Source organism: Nostoc sp. (assembly GCF_036917675.1).
Taxonomy (GTDB): domain Bacteria; phylum Cyanobacteriota; class Cyanobacteriia; order Cyanobacteriales; family Nostocaceae; genus Nostoc.
This window is the reverse complement of sequence record NZ_JBALCT010000074.1, coordinates 262,502-280,345: the sequence shown is the minus strand read 5'-3', so window position 1 is coordinate 280,345 and position 17,844 is coordinate 262,502. Positions and strand designations below refer to the sequence as shown.

Sequence of the window (17,844 nt, the reverse complement as noted above, 5' to 3'; positions counted from 1 at the left end):
TACTTGTTAAACCCGAAGAACCCCACCCCGTCAAAGCTATGCTTTGTCTCCCCTCCCCGCAAGCTCTTAGGGTTGGGGGTGGGGTTCTTTTATTATGGGTAATTTGGCGGACATGATATAACTTTCTCAGACAGTCACTCTCAACGATATATTTTCAATATCTCTTCAGTCATTACTTCCAAGCAGCGCTGACTCCAAGTCAAAATCGCGCTCGATTCTGTGCAATACATCGTCACTGATAATACCTTGATTGCGAAGTTTAATAACCATACTTCGTTCAGCAGCTAGCACCTCATGCTGCAAAGATTGAAAGGCCGCAAGTTGCTTGTAACTTCCGTCATTCATCGCCTGACAATAAGTGTCGTATTGGCAGATACGTTCCTTATACTGAATCCGCAACCATTCAATCATTTGGTCAGAGGCCAGATTGGTGTCTTGGTTAGTAAGTTCTTCAATGCGTGCCATCGCAGCTTTGGCTGCCTGAAGCCGCGCCTCCATCTCTTCACGTTTTATGCCACTATCATCATCCACAACTTTGAGCCACTTAATTAAAGTTGGTAGGAATAATCCTTGTAGCACTAAGGTTACAAATATGACACAAAAAGTCAGGAAGATAATTAAGTTGCGTTCAGGAAAGGGAGTGCCATTGTTGGTCGAAAGGGGTATAGTTAAGGCGGCAGCAAGGGAGATACCTCCACGCATACCAGCCCAACCGACAATCAAGATTTGTTGCCAAGAAGGGTAGGGAGCGCTCTCGCGCAGTCGCCTACTCAGCAATCGTGCTAGGTAAGTGCCTGGAAAGACCCAAACTAAGCGCACACCAAGGACAGTGGCACTGATGAGAGTACCGAACCAAATTAATGTAGTTATCGATTCTCCAGAGAGATGATCGAGGATAATTGGTAACTGTAAACCGATGAGAACAAAAATCAAACCATTTAAAATAAAAACAATGAATTCCCAAACGGCGATTGTCTGGATGCGAGTTCTGGGTGAAAGCATCTCAGGACTTTGCCAACGGTGGTAAAGCCCGAGAGTCATCGCTGCCAATACACCTGACAGGCCAAGCTGTTCAGCTAATAAGTAGCTTGCATAGGACATTAGGATAGTGAAAGTAACCTCAATTGTGGATTCATCCAAACGACGATGTATCCAAGTTACTAACCATCCAACCGCTAAGCCAACAATCACCCCGCCGAGTGCCACCACAACAAACCACGCACTAGCCTTCCAAAATGAGAATACTCCTGTAACAACAGCAGCTTGTGCAAAGCGATACGTAACCAAGCCTGTAGCATCATTTACCAGACTTTCTCCTTCTAATAATATGACAATACGTCGGGGTACGCTGAGTGCTTTTGCGATCGCAGTTGCTGCTACTGCATCAGTGGGTGAGACAACAGCCCCTAATACAAAAGCCGCAGACCAAGGAATTCCACTGATGATTGTATGTGCTACTACAGCGACGATAGATGTGGTAGCCAGCACAAGCCCAGTAGATAAGAGAAAAACAGACACAAAGACTGTGCGGAATTCTTGCCAAGGAATGTACCAGGCCGCAGAGGTAATGAGTGGCGGCAAGAAGACAAGAAAGATGAGTTCAGGGTCAATTTCAACTCTGGGAAGATTCGGTATAAAGCCAAGAACCAGCCCACCGAGAACAAGCAGAATAGGGTAGGGAATTGCAAGCCTTTGGGCAACTACTGCTCCAATGGCAACAACCAAGAGCAGTCCAATAATAATTTCAATGTTAAGCATAGCCTATCTACTTGCGTTCCCATAAATTTTAACTCTTCAAGAAGACGAAGAGTATAATTACTACTGTTATCATTTCTATGTTTAATTAATTTGATATTGTGGTCTAATGCTTTGCCAATCGTTGACAGTCTCGATGCGATATTGCTCCATTTGGCAGTATTGTTTCACATAGTTTGACAGAATTGCTATCCTGAATGTTATTGGGTTTTAGAGCTTTGATAAGATTTGCACGGCTAAGATTAGCATTTCTAAAATCGGTGCCTTCTAGGTTAGACGCTTCTAGATTTGCCCCAGTTAAATTGACATCACTTAGCAAGGTATTTCTTAAGGTTGCTCCAGTTAGATCCGCTCCTTGCAGATTTGCCTTACGGAGGTCAGCCCATTCTAAATTGGCATTCTTTAGATTAGCGTTTCTCAGGTTGGCTCCCTGAAAGTTTGTTGAACGCAGGTCAACTCCTTGTAAGTTTGCATCTGACCAGTTCATTCCTGATAGATTACAGTTGAAACATGTCCTTGTTTCATTGATCTGTTGGACTTCATGCTGTCTTAGAAAATCATTACCTTTGCTAACCAGGGAAGTAGTAAGAACCAGCGATGCCGGGATAACCAGACGTAAAAAGGAAATCATAAGATGAACTAACAGCTACAATTAATACAACAGAAAGACTTTATGAAAAATATTTTTGTTAAGTGATGAAAATTTTGTTCACATCTCTAGTAAAATGCATCTTTTAAGTAACGAAATATCAGCTAAGTAGGTAGGCGTAATTAAATATAAGATCAAACCTCACCCTCAATCCCTCTCCAAAGTATCCCAGAGGGAAGCCGGAGGCAGGGGTGAGGTTTTATATTTAATTTGACCCACTTACTTAAATAAATACCCCAAAAACCAGTTTTAGGTTGAATAAAACATCATTAAGACTCTCAGGTTATCTAAAAACAAATTAAAACACAAAAAAGATGCTTTTAAACTCTAATATTATTATGCAACACTTAATGAAAAGATTGATCCCGTAAAAGATATATTTTTACTGTATATATATTCCTCCAAAAGAACTACTATAAATGTTTAATAACCAAAATAAACAATCTATATTTAGAGATATAGTCTTGATATATAGCAATCCGATTTGATTTATGAAATTATTTTCGTAGGCTGGGAGTGGCGAGTAGGGAAGAAGTCTCTTTGAGTTGTACTGAGTTTTTTCACGCAATCAAATATGAGTCCTATATAATTACGTCGCTATTAACTTAGAATCGGTTTCCGACGGCGCACTATCCTGGACTAGCGATCGCGTTTCGCCGTTGCGCTGGAGGATACCGCCAACCATTGCTAATAAGGCGTTTACCTTGCGGGTTCGCCACATATCTACAAGTTCTTGTACTTTATTTGCAGACATCCGTCGCATCATCGCTTCGTAGAGATAAGCAGCATGTGCAGTTTCATCTTGGGCAATACTTAGCATTCCTAACTTCAAGTTACGAGCGGTTGGATCGTTATCAGGTAATACTTTCGCCATTCGCGCAAAGTCTTTACTAGCATCTAACTCAAGAATGTATGTGCTAGCCATAAATACATCCCAATCAATGACAGTCGGTTTTAGCTGCTCTTGAGTGTAGCCCTCAAAGAATGCTGCAAAAAAGGGACTACGCTGCTGTTGTGATTTGTTTGCGGATGTAGTTTGGGGTTGACGCTTGAAATCTATAACTTGTTTATTCAACTGTTGTAAAGCGTGGGCAAAAATTTGACCATGCCTAGTTTCATCTGATGCATGTATGTTTTGCTAGTTTTTCCGCTAGCCATGTATCGCCTTCGTCAGTGGCGCGATCGCTAAGTGCAGATAAAAACGGCACAGAGCCAGATTCGGCGAAATAAAACCCCGCAAGGATGTTGGGGCGGGTTTTCAAATCACAAATTTGAGCAGCAGAGTCATAGGCAAAAGCACCTGAAGCAGCTAGATGCAGAATCTGAGTTAAAAAGTTCGTCAGAAATTGCCACTGATAATTGCAAAGTTACAATTCTTATACTAATCCACATTTTCTATTCGGTTGCTACCAGAGGTCTTACCATGTGAGATTTTGAATTGCCTGTGGCAGTATGTCAACGGTTAACAAATATATCTTGTCATTTTGCTAATATCATCCCACAGAGGTAATGCAGGTAAGTTTGGATGGAGAAATTAACTAAACCAGTGCGATTTTGGCTTTGTGCAACTATCATCTTTTTGGGTTTGATCGGCTGCGATCGCTTTGTCGGTACTTCTGGAGATGCGGTTGAGCGAGTCAGTGATGGTGACACTATAGTAGTGAAAGATACCAACGGCAAAAATTTTAGTGTGCGCTTTGCTTGTGTGGATGCGCCAGAAATAGCCCATACCAACAAAGAAAAGCAGAGTAAACGCACTAGCGATCGCAATCAATTTACTTGGGGTGTGAAAGCACGAGAACGGGTGCAAGAACTGGTGCAACAAGGAGGCTCGCGCGTGACTTTGAATATCACTGATAGCGATCGCTATGGACGTAAAATTGCTGAAGTCCGTTTAAAAAATGGCACTTTTGTGCAGCAGGTATTGTTACAAGAAGGTTTAGCAAAAGTGTATCGTCCCTATTTAAACAAGTGTCCTAGTAAAGACTTAGTTCAACAAGCCGAAGCTGAGGCCAAGGAACAACGGCTTGGTGTTTGGAGTGATACTAAATTTGTGAATCCTTGGGAATATCGCAGCCTATATAAGAAGTAAAAACTCTAGCTGTTTCTAATTGAATGCACTACATTTTTTGGCATTGCATATTTGCGGAATGATTTAGCAACTTCCAAAATTGCTCCCCTACCTCCTGCCCCCTGCCTCCCCTACTCCTCTCCCCAAGTTTGCAGTTGCAAATACACAAGTACCAGCGTCACAGCTAGTAACACCGTCGCTGCTGCTGCTGCATAACCAAAATCAAACTGAGCAAAAGCCTCTTGGTAAATGTAGTAAACTAACAAATTAGTCGAATTGAGTGGGCCACCGCCAGTCATCACATAAACTTGCTCAAAACTCCGCAATGTAAAAATCGCCGTAGTGATGATTGCAAATATCACAGTCGGGCGCAATCCAGGCAGAGTAATATACCAAAATTGTTGCCAAGCATTTGCTCCATCCAAATCTGCTGCTTCATAACGACTGGGAGGAATTGCTTGCAACCCTGCTAAAAAAACCACCATATTGAAACCTAATTGTTTCCAAATACTCATTAAAATAAGTACTGGCATTGCCCAAAATGTGTCTCCTAGCCAGGGTATAGCTGGAATGCTAAAAAAATCTAAAAGTCCGTTAACTGGCCCTGATGTTTGAAATAGCCAGCGAAATCCCAAACCGGCTGCCACAAGTGAGATAATTGAAGGCAGAAAATAAGCACTTCGCAGGATGCCCCGCAAGGGAATGGAGCGGTTTAATAGCACTGCCAATCCCAAGGAGATAACTAAACTGGGAATGATAGTAGCAACAGTAAAATAAAAGGTGTTACCCAGAACTTGCCAGAAGTCGGGGTTAACTAGCAAGCGCCAATAGTTTTTTAAGCCTATCCAATAAGTACCTTTTAAGGTGAAACTACCAGCAGTGAAACTGAGGTAAAACAAATAGCCGATCGGCCAAATAATAAAAACGCCCAGCAAAATTAGTGCTGGTGTGAGAAAAATCCAGGCTGCTACTGTATCATTATCCAACCACGACTTAGTATATATTTTTCGCATCTATAAATTTTCCTTCTTAGCTCTTATGACTCTTTGCCGAAAAATTAAGGGATGAACGCCAACACCCCCACAGGAGAACCAGAACCACCACGCAATCTCAGAACTGCGATCGCTAGAGTAGTACCTTTAGGTGGTAGTTGATCCAAATTTGTCAGATTCTCCAACACAATGCGCCGTTGTTCTAAAACTAAGCGGTTAATCCCAAAACTGTTATCCTGTCCAGGGTCTACACCATGAGTATCAATTCCTACACCTGCTATTTGCCGATCATTCAGTAATAATTGAGTCGCATCGCTGCCAAACCCAGGAAAGTGGGCAATTCCTTGAGCATCATGATTGAGGAATGCACTTTTATTAAACCACTTTTTTTGCCATCCAGTATTCAGTATAACTACGCAACCAGCAGAAATTTCACCGTATTCTTCTTCCCAAGCCAAAACATCAGCAATAGTCAGGGCATAATCAGGATTAGCGTCTGTGGCTTGGCGAATATCTATGACTACCGCAGGTACAACCAAAGACTGGGCTGGGTATTCGTCAATTCCCATAGCATAACTATGAAAACTATTAGGGGCATTGATATGGGTAGCGCTATGTTCTCCCAAGGAGAAACGCCGCAGGTAATAGCCATCATTATTTAGTTCAGCTACAGTTTCAAATTCTACTGTGGGATCTCCAGGCCATTGGGGAATATCTATGTCAATTACATGACTTAGGTGGATAACGCGTGTGTAGGTGATACTATTTTGACTTTGGGGTTGTATCATCCCAGCCTTCTATTTTATTTGTACTCAGGGATTTTTTCAAAAGTGCGATGCCTGGGTTGGGCTACGCCTACGCAAAGATAGTACTACGATTACAATGTTTTTTAATCGCTTGAACTGCAAGATTTATACTTTTAATTTCCAATACTAAAAGAAATAATCCCCCCAATTCCGATAAATTCTAGGTTTTTGGGGAGGTTCAAATGTTGCAGCAAAAAGTAAATTAATCTTAGTTAACAACCAATAGGTTAAATTTTAATTAATCATAGATTAAACTTATGTGATGTCTACGTTGAGGGTTGCTCGTGTAGTGGAATCACGATCGCAAACTCGGCACCTTCTCCTGGTGCTGAAATACACTGGATTTGCCCACCGTGTTTTTTGACAACAATTTGGTAGCTAATTGATAATCCCATACCAGTGCCTTTACCCACAGGTTTTGTAGTGAAGAAGGGGTCAAATAGGCGTTTGCGTACTTCCTCAGTCATTCCTAGACCATTGTCAGCAATGCTAATAATTACACAATCTTCTTTGATGAGCGTGCGAATACGAATCTGTGGAAAAGTCCTTTGTTCAGTGTTGTTTACTAATGACAAATCACTAATGACAAATGACTCCTCTAAAACATCGATCGCATTTGTCAACAAATTCATAAACACCTGATTCATCTGTCCGGCGTGACACACTATCGGTGGCAGGTTGCCGTAGTCTCGGATTACTTGGATTTCGGGATGTCCTGGTTTGGCTTTCAGGCGATTTTGTAACAGCAGCAATGTGCTATCCATGCCTTCATGAATATCCACTGCTTTTGTATCGTCTTCATCAAGGCGAGAAAAATTGCGTAAAGATAGGACAATTTGCCGAATACGTTCGGCTCCCATCTTCATAGAATCCAGGACTTTGGGCAAATCGTGCCTGAGAAAGTCTAAATCAATGGTGTCAATTTGTTGATCAATTTCTGGTATTAGTGGGCAGTAGTTTTGGTAAAGTTCTACCAGGTGCAGCAAATCATCAGTATATTCACGGGCATGGTTAATATTGCCGTAGATAAAATTGACAGGATTATTAATTTCGTGGGCAACACCTGCCACCAACTGTCCCAAACTGGACATTTTTTCAGTTTGAATCAGTTGGACTTGGGTTTGTTGAAGTTCTAGCAATGCCGCTTCTAGTTGCTGGGCTTTATCTTGGGCAGTTTGGGCAGCAATGCGACTTTGGGTGTAAAGTTTAGCTTGGTCAATGGCGATCGCTAGTTGAACTGTAACTGCTTGTAGTAATTGTACTTCGTTGTCTAGCCAAGGCCGGAAGCCACTACAAGAACCACAGCTAAATGTACCTATTTCGCCAGATTGCGTGTGTACAGGTAGCGACATAAAGGCAGTGAAACCGAAATCCTGCAAAAACTGCCGTGCTATAGAATCGCCCACAGTCTCAGCATCATCAATGCGGATGATTTCTCCCTTCAAGGTTTTGACTGCGATTAGTTCGATTTCTGCATTAGTTGCTTCTTGGTCGTTAAGCTGACAGGGTAAAAAGGAACTTTTCGCCTCGTATACTCTTTCCCAGTAGGGTATATCAGCCTCTTGTCGATACCAAAAGAAGGCGCAGCGATCGATCTGGAATAAGTTACGGATCTCCTGCACTGCGGTCTGCACAATGTAATTGAGATCCAAAGAAGCTCGAATCTGGCTAGAAAGACGATTGATTAGTGCTTCCCTCTGGGCGCTTTCTCTGAGTGCAATTTCTGCTTGTTTGCGCTTGATGCCAATGGCAATTTCCTGGGCGGCAAATTCCAGTGCTGTGAAAGTTGATTCTGTCAATGCTTGGCGGGCAAACATGGCTATTACGCCTACGGTTTCATCTTCAAGAATCAGGGGATAGCCAGCGAAGGCGACCATACCCTCTCGTTGTGCCCATTCTTTGTTACCCACGCGGGGATCTGTTTGCACAGAGTTAGTTAGGTGGGGTTTGCCTTCTTCGGCAATCAAACCAATTTTGAATTGACCGACTGGCACACGTTTATGGGAGCCATTAATGTGGGTGTACATCCCCGAACTGACTTGCAACTCTAATACGTTGTCTTGTTTGTTCAGCGTCCAGATGCGACCAAAGGCTGCATCAAGATGTTCAACTAAAGCCTCAGTGCAACGGCGCATCATATTCTGTAAGCTGTCACTCTGGCTAAGGGCCGCGTCTACATCGGCACGAAAATTTGCTAAACGCACTCGTTCTGCTAGAGCTTCTTCTGCTTGTTTGCGGTCAGTGGTGTCATAGCAAATACCAACGAAGTTTAAAACATTACCATTGGTGTCTCTAATCACAGATGAGTTGCTTGTATGCCATCGCCAACTACCATTTTTGTGTTTTATTCGATATTCAATTGCGTCTTGTTTGTTGCTTGTTGTCAAAAGTCTTTGGAAATAATCGGCACAGATATGCACATCGTCGGGATGTACAAAGGGAATAAAGGATTTACCTTCAACCTCTGCAACCTCATGCCCAAAAATTTCAGTCCAGTTAGGAGAAACGTAGGAAAATATCCCTTCAACGGTCAGCGCAAAAATAATGTTATTGGCGTTTTCAACAATGCTGCGAAACTTGGCATCACTTTCTTTTAATGCTGCTTGTATTGTGTCGCTAGTGTCGCGGACAATAACAATGATTTGCTGGTTTGGTAATGATAATAACCTAGCTTCAAAATTATTGTTCCCTTCTGGTAGCGGTAAGGTATATTCAAAACTAACTAAAGATTGAGTTTCAAGTACTTGAGTTATTGCTTGCTGGAAGCGATCGCCTACAGCAGTCGGTAGGCATTCTCGCAAACTCTTGCCCTGGCAATCTCCTGGTAAAATATACAGACTCTGTATCTTTCCTGGCTTGTAATCTAGGATAGTTCCATCAGCATCGAGACGAAAGTACAAATTAGGAAGCACTTGCAAAATCGCTGCAAATTCTGATATTTTTTGGCGTAACTGTGCTTCAACTGCTTGGCGTTTTGCAGTTTCAGTTTCCAGTTGCTTTAGTGCTTTTTCTCTTTCTGTAATTTTACGTAGGTGGTAAGAGGAATTTGTAGATGGCGAGTAGCTTTCTGTTAAGGAAGGTTGGCTGACCACTATGGTTACTTCTGTTATATCCACACAATAACCGATGTAACCGACAAAGATGCCATCTCCTGCAAACCGTGGCGCAGCTGTATCTAAAATCCAGCGATATTCGCCATCAGCCCGACGCAGGCGATATTGCCTCTGGAAGGAATCATGAGCCGCAAATGCTCCCAAATATATATCTTCAGATCGCTGTCTATCTTCTGGATGGACGTTATAAGTCCAGATATTTCCTATCTCCTCTTTTGGCGCAGATGTAGAAACGCCTGTTGTTAGATATGTTCCAGTAAATTCCAGCCAATTTGAATTGAAGTAAGAGTAAAGTGCATTGCATCCAGCTATCCAAATCATCAGAGGAGCTGTATCCGCCTGCTGGTAAAATACTTTTTCATCCTGTTGTATGTCTTTCTCTTCAACTATGATTTGGTTAACGTAGCTCTGCACCTTTTTATAAAACACTTTTGCCTGCCTGGTCTGCTAAAATTATTAAGGTAATAGTCTGAAAATCGGATTTGTTAATACATCAATATAATCTTTTCCATCCAAACCTAATATTTATCTTAATACTTTATTTATTTTTATGTGTGCCAAAATTGCTTTTTTACTGTGAATAAATTCCAAAGATGCTGAAGTTATCATCAAGATTAACTTCAGCATCTTTGGTGAAATTTAAACTATCCATGTGTCGAAGAAGTTATATGACTTTGTTTCTTCTTAAAATCACCAATAAATTCATTCATCCTAGCTATGTAATTGCATTGCTCAAAAACCTGATTTATCTTCACGGAAACTACATGATTCTTTTTGAGGCACTTACGTCTTTATAAGAAATTCACAATAATCAATAATTCCATACCAAATAAATATTGATTTTTTATCAAGAAGAATTCAGCATGAATTAGAGTCGGGCTGATGGATCTAGCTTGCTTAAAATCATGGGTATAAAAGGGTTTGATATCCACATCTATACTAAGCAATATTAAGTCTATTGGTGGTATAAAACCCCACTTTATTCATTCATAACCCCGAATTATGACTTCTGAATTCTTCTTCAATGTTCCCAACAAAACCCAACTTTTCAAAATTGGCTTGACCATTCAAAACGCCTTATATAGCAATCCTATCTGAGTTGTAAGAAATCTGAGTGATCGCAAATCGCCAAGGAAAAGAGAACAAAAACAGAATTCACAAATCTGCGGGTTTGATTTAGGATTGCTATAGCAAAATCGCAAATTAAATGAGAGAAATGCTAAATGTGATATCAACACGTTGCCAGAATAGCTGGCGATCGCGTTTTATATGTTATAAAGCTCACAGAAATTCATGTTAGGCGGAAACTACTCTATGGAACCAGATAAACTAAGCCGTTTTAAGGAGTACGGCGAATTCATCCTCAGAAAGATAGATTCTGTGCCCCAGTCCCCTTCTAAACAAGAAGATTGGGTTCCAGCTAGTCTTGATGACTGTCTCCTGCGTCTGCGGTCAGCTGCCCAGAAAACTGTAGACCTGGCAACTTCGCCTGTGAAAATTGGGGTGATGGGGGAATTCAGTAGTGGGAAAACTTTACTTTTAGGCAGTCTCATTGGATATGCAGATGCTTTACCAGTGAGTGAAAACCCCACTACAGGTAATGTTACCGCCATACATATCATTCCGCAAGAGGAGTTTGCAACGACTCAATTAAGTAATTTTACGGTGAAGTATCTTTCTCATGAAGGAGTACATGAGTGTCTACGCTTCATGCTAGGGGAAGCCAATAAACGAACAGCAGCAGCCGCACTTCCTCCTATACCAGTGTCGAAACTCAATTCTGGTAAAGATATTATTAGCTGGTGTGAGGAAGCATGGAATAGTAGTAACAATTTAGAGCTACGTTATTTACTGCGGGAGTTGGTATTATTCCTACGGGCTTATCAGGCGTATGGGGAAGTTATGTGTGGTGGGCGCTACCAGATTGATGCTACTACCGCCTGCGAGGGGCTACAGCTAGTCGAACAGCCAATGGCAATCCAAACTCTGAAATTTGAGGATTTACCCCCAGCGCACATCCGATTACCGAGTCCACCCCAGAGGCTACCAACAAAATTATTGCAAAACAGTTTCCCACTCATCCGCCGCGTAGATATCGATGTAAAAATATCACGGGAAATTTGGGATTTTGCAGACGCAGGTAAATTTATTCTGATCGATTTTCCGGGGTTGGGAGCTGCTAATTCTGGGGCTAGGGATACCTTTTTGTCACTGCGGGAATTGGCAGAAGTACAGACAATTTTGGTATTGCTAAATGGTAAATCTCCCGGTAGCGATCGCGCCAACAAAATCTTTACGATGATGCAGCAGCAGCGACCGGGACAAGACCTGAAAGATTTAATTCTCGTCGGTGTGGGTCGCTTCGATCAACTACCCCTCGACAATGAGGGTGGCGAAAGAGAACTTGACCAACTGATTGAAGATAGCCCACATTTGCAGGAAGAAACAGTTTTCCAAAAACTCAAAGTTCTGCAAACTACCATTGATGGTGCAGAAGCGTTTACAACCCAAAAAGACCGCATCGTTTTACTGTCGCCACTATTAGGATTGGCTGAATTAGCAAAACGTTCTACTACAGTGAAAGCAGGTTCACCAGAGTTTTTAGCTAACTTAGACTATCCTGATTATTTAGATCGGTCTAAACGGCTACAAGAGAAATGGGAGCTATTAAGTGAACGGTTGCTAGAATCTGATCCCCGTAGTTATTTAGGTAGACAGCTAGGTTACTTTGCTCAAGATGGGGGACTTGGTAAGCTGCGAGAATTGATTCAAACCCACGTAGCTACTCATGGTTTGAAGCAACTGTATGAAGATACTAAAAGAGCTGCTGATGTGGTGAGTCAGCAACAAGATCACTTGAAAGATATCATAGATGAAATTCACGAGCAAGGCATCCCCACAGGCGATAGTCCCGCTTTTATGGAATTGCGTTTTGTGGTCGAGAGCTTGGATAAAATCTACAGGAATTTTCAAAAAGATTTAGGGAAAGAACCACTCAAAGACCGGCGCGGTGTTGTTGTCAGTGATGTAGTGAAAGACGAACTTACCTTTAAAATCCTCAATTGGAACCAGTGGACTTTACTCTTCAACAAAGCCAACAATGGAGCGATCGCTCTGGCAGAATCTAAAGGTGCAGCCGGGAAATTATTTGATCGGGGAAATCGTGTAAATAGCTCCCTTCCGACTAAGAGTGATGATTTTTATCCAGTATTTGAGAAAACTGTTAAAGAAGTAGAAGATTTTGCCCGCGATCGCATCTATCAAGCAGTGGTAGATTTGTTGAACCAATTGTCAATTCATGTAGCTCCAGAACGCGGACAATTGCAGGTATTTCTCCATCCAGAAATGGAACAAGAAGTCGAACAAGAATTTGGTTTTGAAGATGCTGATCTCTTTTACAAATTATTATTAGGATGCGATCCTAACGAATGGAAAGAAGCAATCATCTCCGAAATTAGTAGTAAACACAAAAGCGTTGCACCCGAAATGATTTTTCCCCTAGCGCGTCAAGACGATAAACACAACGTTGGTCAAATCTTTGACTGGGCACCAGAGAAAAACCAAGGCTTACCCAGATCGAGCAACCACCAACTTTTAGTACTGCGACTGCGAGATGAAATCACTGCTAGCGCCAGTCTCCATCTTGTGCAGTATGTCAGCGAAGTTAATCAGCAAATTAATTCCGAGCTAGAAGGCATTTTGGATCAAATTATTCCTAGTCTGCAAAACCTTTCAAAAAAAGAAACTTTGCTGAGATATTTGGCGGCTGGGGAATTGCCATCTGAGATAGCAATTCCTACTTGGTTGCAGATTCTTTCAGAAATTGCCGCGATTTCAGACTCAGATGATTTGAGATAAGCCAATTCAGAAAATAACTCGCAGCTTGGAACCGGAAAAAACCACTATTCATAGATCGCTATTGAACAGTTCCCAAGTACAAAGGATTTATTTGGATGAGTTAGGTAATCCTGATGAGCAAAGAGTAGGTATCAGTTTGATGCAGTTAACTATTGCCTCAGAAGCTCAAATGGTGGTACAAGCGAAACGTTTAATTGAGCGGGCGCAACAAGAACAGATAACTGTCTTAGCTAAAAAGGAGATAATAGATGTAATCACAACGATGCCTACGGCGGGCTACGCCTACGCTGTTTATAAATTTGCAAACTTAAGTCGTGAAGAGGTAGAGGCAATGTTAGGAGTTAAGTTAGAAGAAACTAGGGTTTATCAAGAAGCTAAACAAGAGGGACGAGAAGAACTAAAACTTGAACTTGTACCTCGGTTCTTAGCTCGTGGTATGTCGATAGAAGAGGTTGCACAGTTACTTGATTTAACTATCGAACAAGTCGAACAAGTAAGACTTGCAACTGAGCAAGAATCTTCAACATCAACTTAGTACAGCACTTCCGGCAGCTATGAGGTACATTTTCAAAGCTGAAAGCTATGCTAGGAGAGGGCAAGGAGAAAAACTGTATTGCATAATAGCGGGAAGCGCTGTAACTGCTGCAATTTTCATAACGATGCCTAGATTGGGCTATGCCCTTTTATATGCGTAGGCATCGCACCAGATAAAAAAGCCAGTGCTAAAGAGAATCAGTGGTACAAGAGCAACGATTAAAAGTCATTACCACAAAAATTCTCTAAATTTGTCATTTTATGATAAAACACCATAGTTTTTAGCCAGCTATAAAACAAACAACAGAAAGTGATACTCTAATGAACCCTTTTCAGATCAACAAATATAGTGATCAAGAACTAAGCGAGAAACAACAAAAAAGATTTCCGGGATGGTTTGCTTTAGATTTTGGTACGTCGAATTCGACAGTCACACTTTTCGATCCAATTGAAGTACCGATCGCAGAAATTTTACCCAAAGAACAAGAAATACGCTTACGCGAGCGCTTATCACAATGGCTAAGTTCTCCCGCCTCAGTGGCTTTACCTGATGTCAGCGCTGATGATTGGGAAAACTTTATCGCAGAAATTAGCAAAAACCTGGAGATAGAACCAAGAAACTTGAGCGAAGTTTTTGAAAGTGATAATAAAGAGCGATTTTTAGAAGCAATTCGCCAAATTGAACTTTCTTTAGGAAACAGCGAGAGGTTCCGCCGTGCTGTCAGCAAAAAACTTTACCAAATCTATCATGAGGTGTTCCGCGTTCCTACCCTAGAGTCGCAAAATCTGATCCCAGTTGTGCTGGATATCGATCGCCGCGATACAGAAATTCCTAGCGAGTCGGAAATTTCGCAGTTAGGGGACTTAAAACTGCGGATGGGTAGAGAAGCTAGAGATAACCGCAAAAAAGCGATCGCTCAAGGTACAAGCGGTTCTTTAAAGGAAATTATCAGCAGGTTTCACCATTCACCCAAACGCTATTTTGGTCAGGAGCGATCGTTTTCAGTTATTTTGGATGGTGAAGAAAAAACAATTACCGCAAATCAGTTGATTCAATCTGCTTGGGCGCATTTAATCGAGTTAACTGAAGACTACCGCCAACGCGCCCGACGCAGATTTTCAGAAGGGAATTTTTTAACAGCAGTTGTCACTTACCCAACTGTCGCCCCACCACTTGTTCGTAAGGAAGTTAAGGAATTAGTTGAGCAGTTGGGGATCGATGATGTGCAAACTGCTTATGATGAAGCCGTTTCCGTGGCGATATTCTTTTTGTGGCGAGAATTTGGTGGTAATCTCAACATTGGGATTGAGTCATTCAAAACCCGTTGTCATCAAGTAGGAAACAAATGGTCACAAAATGTCCTCGTTTTGGATATTGGCGGGGGAACAACAGACTTAGCTTTAATTGAACTGACTTTAGAAGATAAAACCCCTACTTTTGCTGATTATGAAGACCGAGGTTTAGGAGGACGTTACTATAAACTCACTCCCAAACTATTAGGTTCATCAGGTCATTTACAATTAGGTGGTGAGTTAATTACACTGCGAATATTTAGATTATTAAAAGTTGCGATCGCCGACTTTTTATTGGCAGCAGTAACAACAGGTGATATTGAAAGCGAAAAGCTAGAAGATCTAATTAACTCTGAGTTAAACGAGCGCTTTTTAGAGCAAGAAAAATTCAAAATTGGCAGTCTTTTAAAATGTCTGGACAGAGAGAATCCAGAAGGCGATATTGCTTACAAAGATGCTCTAGATACTGCTGAGAAAGTATTGCCCACCCGTTGGCAACAAGCACCTCAACGTCTGCAATCCTTTTATCTTCTCTGGGATCATGCAGAAGCAGCTAAACTTAAACTTGGGCAAAAGCCACCAGCAGAAAATTCTTTATTAACCTTCACACTTTCGGAACAGCAAATTTCTGAACTGCTCACCCAAAGCGCCGTTAAATTACAAGTCAAAGATCCAAATAGCATCTGCGTCACCTTAGATAACCAGCAATTTGAACGAGCCGCCGCTTCGGGAATTAAAGAAGCGATCGGTATTGCCAAAGGATTAATGGAAAGTCGTTTACGTCCCGATGATATCACCAAAGATTCTGGGAATTCCCAAAAAGTTGATTGGTTAATTCTGTCTGGTAAAACTTGTAATTTAGACATAGTGCAGCGCCAAATCTACCAGGAATTTAGTAAGTCTCCATATTTTGTCTGGAATCCAGAACGGATTACCTTTGTATTAGAATTTACCAAGCTAGCCACCTCCGCCGGGGCTTGCTATGCCGAGAAACTGCGAAGATTGAGATTTGATCCAGAAGAGTCTAAAAGCTTGCTGCGTAAGGGAGCTAACCAGCTAGAAATTGATGTCAAAAACCTGTTTTATTATTTGCCTTGCAACTTCAAACGCAAAACCCAAAGCAACGATTTGCTGACTATATTCAAGGCTGGACAAGAACTTTATCAACTTGCACCTTGGGAAACTGTTGCCAAAGTTCGTACTCAGTGGCAAGGAATGCAATTAACTAACATTATCTATCGTCAAGACTACGAGGATGGAGATTTACGACTTTGGGGAAGCTTTGACGGTAAAAACCTGATGAAGAAACTAGGAATGGAAGAAGCAGAGTTTCTGAAAAAAATCAAAGTCCAGTTTGAGATTGACCAAACCCTTGAGTTTAGCGTGTTGCTTTGTCAAGGAAATCCCCATTATTTGATTGACATTCCTGGCATTGATTTGGAATCGGTGGTTTCAGAAACTTCAGCGCTATTTACTGATGGTAAATTGAACTGGAATATTGCTGTGGAACGCTTCAATAAAGACTTGAATGATGGTGATATTGCCGTCAATGTTATTGAGTCTGCAACCGTTGATCAACCAGATGCCTATCATCTAGTATTTGAAGTAGGAAATGATGGTAGTAGAACGTTTCAAAAATTTCACTATTTGCGCGATGGGGTGACGCAACCAGGAACCGGGTTAATTAGTAATGCCTTACCTCCCTTCCCGCAAACTGGCCAGCATACTTTCTATGTTTATCAAACAGACATGGAAACCAACAGTAAAAAATGGATACGAATTGGCGCACTCAGTAAACCAGATGTAACCACAGATTACCCTTGCCAATATCGTGTGACTCTCGACGATCAAGGTATTCTGCGGATGCACGCTGGTGAAGTTCCTTACTGGACATCAAAAAGTCAAGAATGCCTCAAAGAAGAGGGATGCGTTTATCTTGCTGAATTAGAGTTGCAACCTAATGAAGTTGATAAAGAACGCGATCCATTTTGCGGCATACATTAACTGGAGTGATCATAGCCTCACCGAATTTTAGATTTTAAGTTTTCGATTTTGGTGAAGCAAGATTAAATAGATAATTACAAGGTGTAAAAATGGCATACAGCGATTTTAGTCTCGCTAAAGTGAAAAAGAGTTTTGATTTAACACTCGATGAAACTCGTAATTTATTTGCTGATACAAAACCTGTTATACCATCAGAAACCCTTAGAACGATTTTAATAGATTACATTCCTTTAGCAACTGCGATCGCAACCGAAAAAGCTAGGTCAGAGTTTTTAATTGCACCAATCCTGGCAGAAGTCAGACGATTATTAAATAATAAAATCTCACTGTTTTCTGGGAATGAATTTAATGTTGAACCGACTCAAGGCTTGCAAGGTTTTTGCGATTACATTATCAGCAATTCCCAGGAGCAATTATTTATTTCTGCTCCGGTAATGTTTATTTTTGAGGCGAAAAAAGAAGATATTATCGGCGGTCTTGGTCAATGTGTGGCAGCAATGATGGCGGCGCAGTTATTCAATCAAAATCAAGGGAATGAAGTTGGGCGGATTTATGGTTCGGTTACTAGTGGAACTAACTGGAAGTTTTTATTTTTAGAAAAGACGACTGTTTATATAGATTCGGTTGAGTACTATATTAAAGAAGTTGATAAACTTTTGGGTATTTTATTGCAACCTTTCCAGCCTGTTTGACTATCCAGGATCTAGATAAGATTCTAGCAGGTTTCTTTTGTGACATTTATAATTTGGAGCTTTACTGACTATCTCAC

At 41.3% G+C, this 17,844-nt stretch carries 10 protein-coding genes and 1 pseudogene; 5 read left to right on the top strand and 6 right to left on the bottom strand.

The window, feature by feature from the left end; translation table 11 throughout:
* Positions 1–165: 165 nt before the first annotated feature.
* From V7K31_RS30805 to V7K31_RS30795, 3 genes and pseudogenes are all read right to left on the bottom strand, one after another.
* A complete protein-coding gene (locus V7K31_RS30805) occupies positions 166–1,758 on the bottom strand; it encodes a Na+/H+ antiporter (protein WP_335100208.1) in 1,593 nt (530 codons plus the stop codon).
* Between the two features lie 103 nt (positions 1,759–1,861).
* Positions 1,862–2,386, bottom strand: a complete 525-nt coding sequence (locus tag V7K31_RS30800; RefSeq protein WP_335100206.1) for a pentapeptide repeat-containing protein — start codon at positions 2,384–2,386, stop codon at positions 1,862–1,864.
* Positions 2,387–2,993: 607 nt separating this feature from the next.
* Positions 2,994–3,723 (bottom strand): annotated as a pseudogene (locus tag V7K31_RS30795) (ferritin-like domain-containing protein).
* A gap of 206 nt (positions 3,724–3,929) precedes the next feature.
* Between V7K31_RS30795 and V7K31_RS30790 the strand changes: the two are divergent.
* Positions 3,930–4,496 (top strand): thermonuclease family protein, encoded by a 567-nt coding sequence (locus tag V7K31_RS30790; protein WP_335100204.1) that lies wholly within the window; start codon positions 3,930–3,932, stop codon positions 4,494–4,496.
* A 110-nt stretch (positions 4,497–4,606) separates the two neighbouring features.
* Here V7K31_RS30790 and V7K31_RS30785 read toward each other — a convergent pair whose 3' ends face one another.
* The 3 genes from V7K31_RS30785 to V7K31_RS30775 form a co-directional block, all read right to left on the bottom strand.
* A complete protein-coding gene (locus V7K31_RS30785) occupies positions 4,607–5,488 on the bottom strand; it encodes a carbohydrate ABC transporter permease (RefSeq protein WP_335100202.1) in 882 nt (293 codons plus the stop codon).
* A gap of 44 nt (positions 5,489–5,532) precedes the next feature.
* Complete coding sequence (locus tag V7K31_RS30780) at positions 5,533–6,255, bottom strand: cyclase family protein (protein WP_335100200.1); 723 nt, start codon at positions 6,253–6,255, stop codon at positions 5,533–5,535.
* Positions 6,256–6,539: 284 nt separating this feature from the next.
* Positions 6,540–9,800, bottom strand: a complete 3,261-nt coding sequence (locus tag V7K31_RS30775) for a PAS domain S-box protein (RefSeq protein WP_335100198.1) — start codon at positions 9,798–9,800, stop codon at positions 6,540–6,542.
* A 900-nt stretch (positions 9,801–10,700) separates the two neighbouring features.
* Between V7K31_RS30775 and V7K31_RS30770 the strand changes: the two genes are divergently transcribed.
* The 4 genes from V7K31_RS30770 (at position 10,701) to V7K31_RS30755 (ending at position 17,767) form a co-directional block, all read left to right on the top strand.
* Complete coding sequence (locus tag V7K31_RS30770) at positions 10,701–13,244, top strand: proteasome protein (protein WP_335100196.1); 2,544 nt, start codon at positions 10,701–10,703, stop codon at positions 13,242–13,244.
* Between the two features lie 25 nt (positions 13,245–13,269).
* The gene (locus tag V7K31_RS30765) at positions 13,270–13,779 is read left to right on the top strand and encodes a DUF2887 domain-containing protein (protein ID WP_335100194.1); all 510 of its coding nucleotides are present in this window, start codon (positions 13,270–13,272) and stop codon (positions 13,777–13,779) included.
* Between the two features lie 320 nt (positions 13,780–14,099).
* Positions 14,100–17,075: a molecular chaperone gene (locus V7K31_RS30760; protein ID WP_335100192.1), complete on the top strand. Its 2,976-nt coding sequence runs from the start codon at positions 14,100–14,102 to the stop codon at positions 17,073–17,075.
* A gap of 89 nt (positions 17,076–17,164) precedes the next feature.
* A complete protein-coding gene (locus tag V7K31_RS30755) occupies positions 17,165–17,767 on the top strand; it encodes a hypothetical protein (RefSeq protein WP_334830874.1) in 603 nt (200 codons plus the stop codon).
* The last annotated feature ends 77 nt before the right edge of the window (positions 17,768–17,844 follow it).

Excerpts from the sequence above, each read along its gene's own strand:
- V7K31_RS30805 (WP_335100208.1), bottom strand. The coding sequence starts at position 1,758 with ATGCTTAACATTGAAATTATTATTGGACTGCTCTTGGTTGTTGCCATT.
- V7K31_RS30800 (WP_335100206.1), bottom strand. The coding sequence starts at position 2,386 with ATGATTTCCTTTTTACGTCTGGTTATCCCGGCATCGCTGGTTCTTACT.
- V7K31_RS30790 (WP_335100204.1), top strand. The coding sequence starts at position 3,930 with ATGGAGAAATTAACTAAACCAGTGCGATTTTGGCTTTGTGCAACTATC.
- V7K31_RS30785 (WP_335100202.1), bottom strand. The coding sequence starts at position 5,488 with ATGCGAAAAATATATACTAAGTCGTGGTTGGATAATGATACAGTAGCA.
- V7K31_RS30780 (WP_335100200.1), bottom strand. The coding sequence starts at position 6,255 with ATGATACAACCCCAAAGTCAAAATAGTATCACCTACACACGCGTTATC.
- V7K31_RS30770 (WP_335100196.1), top strand. The coding sequence starts at position 10,701 with ATGGAACCAGATAAACTAAGCCGTTTTAAGGAGTACGGCGAATTCATC.
- V7K31_RS30760 (WP_335100192.1), top strand. The coding sequence starts at position 14,100 with ATGAACCCTTTTCAGATCAACAAATATAGTGATCAAGAACTAAGCGAG.
- V7K31_RS30755 (WP_334830874.1), top strand. The coding sequence starts at position 17,165 with ATGGCATACAGCGATTTTAGTCTCGCTAAAGTGAAAAAGAGTTTTGAT.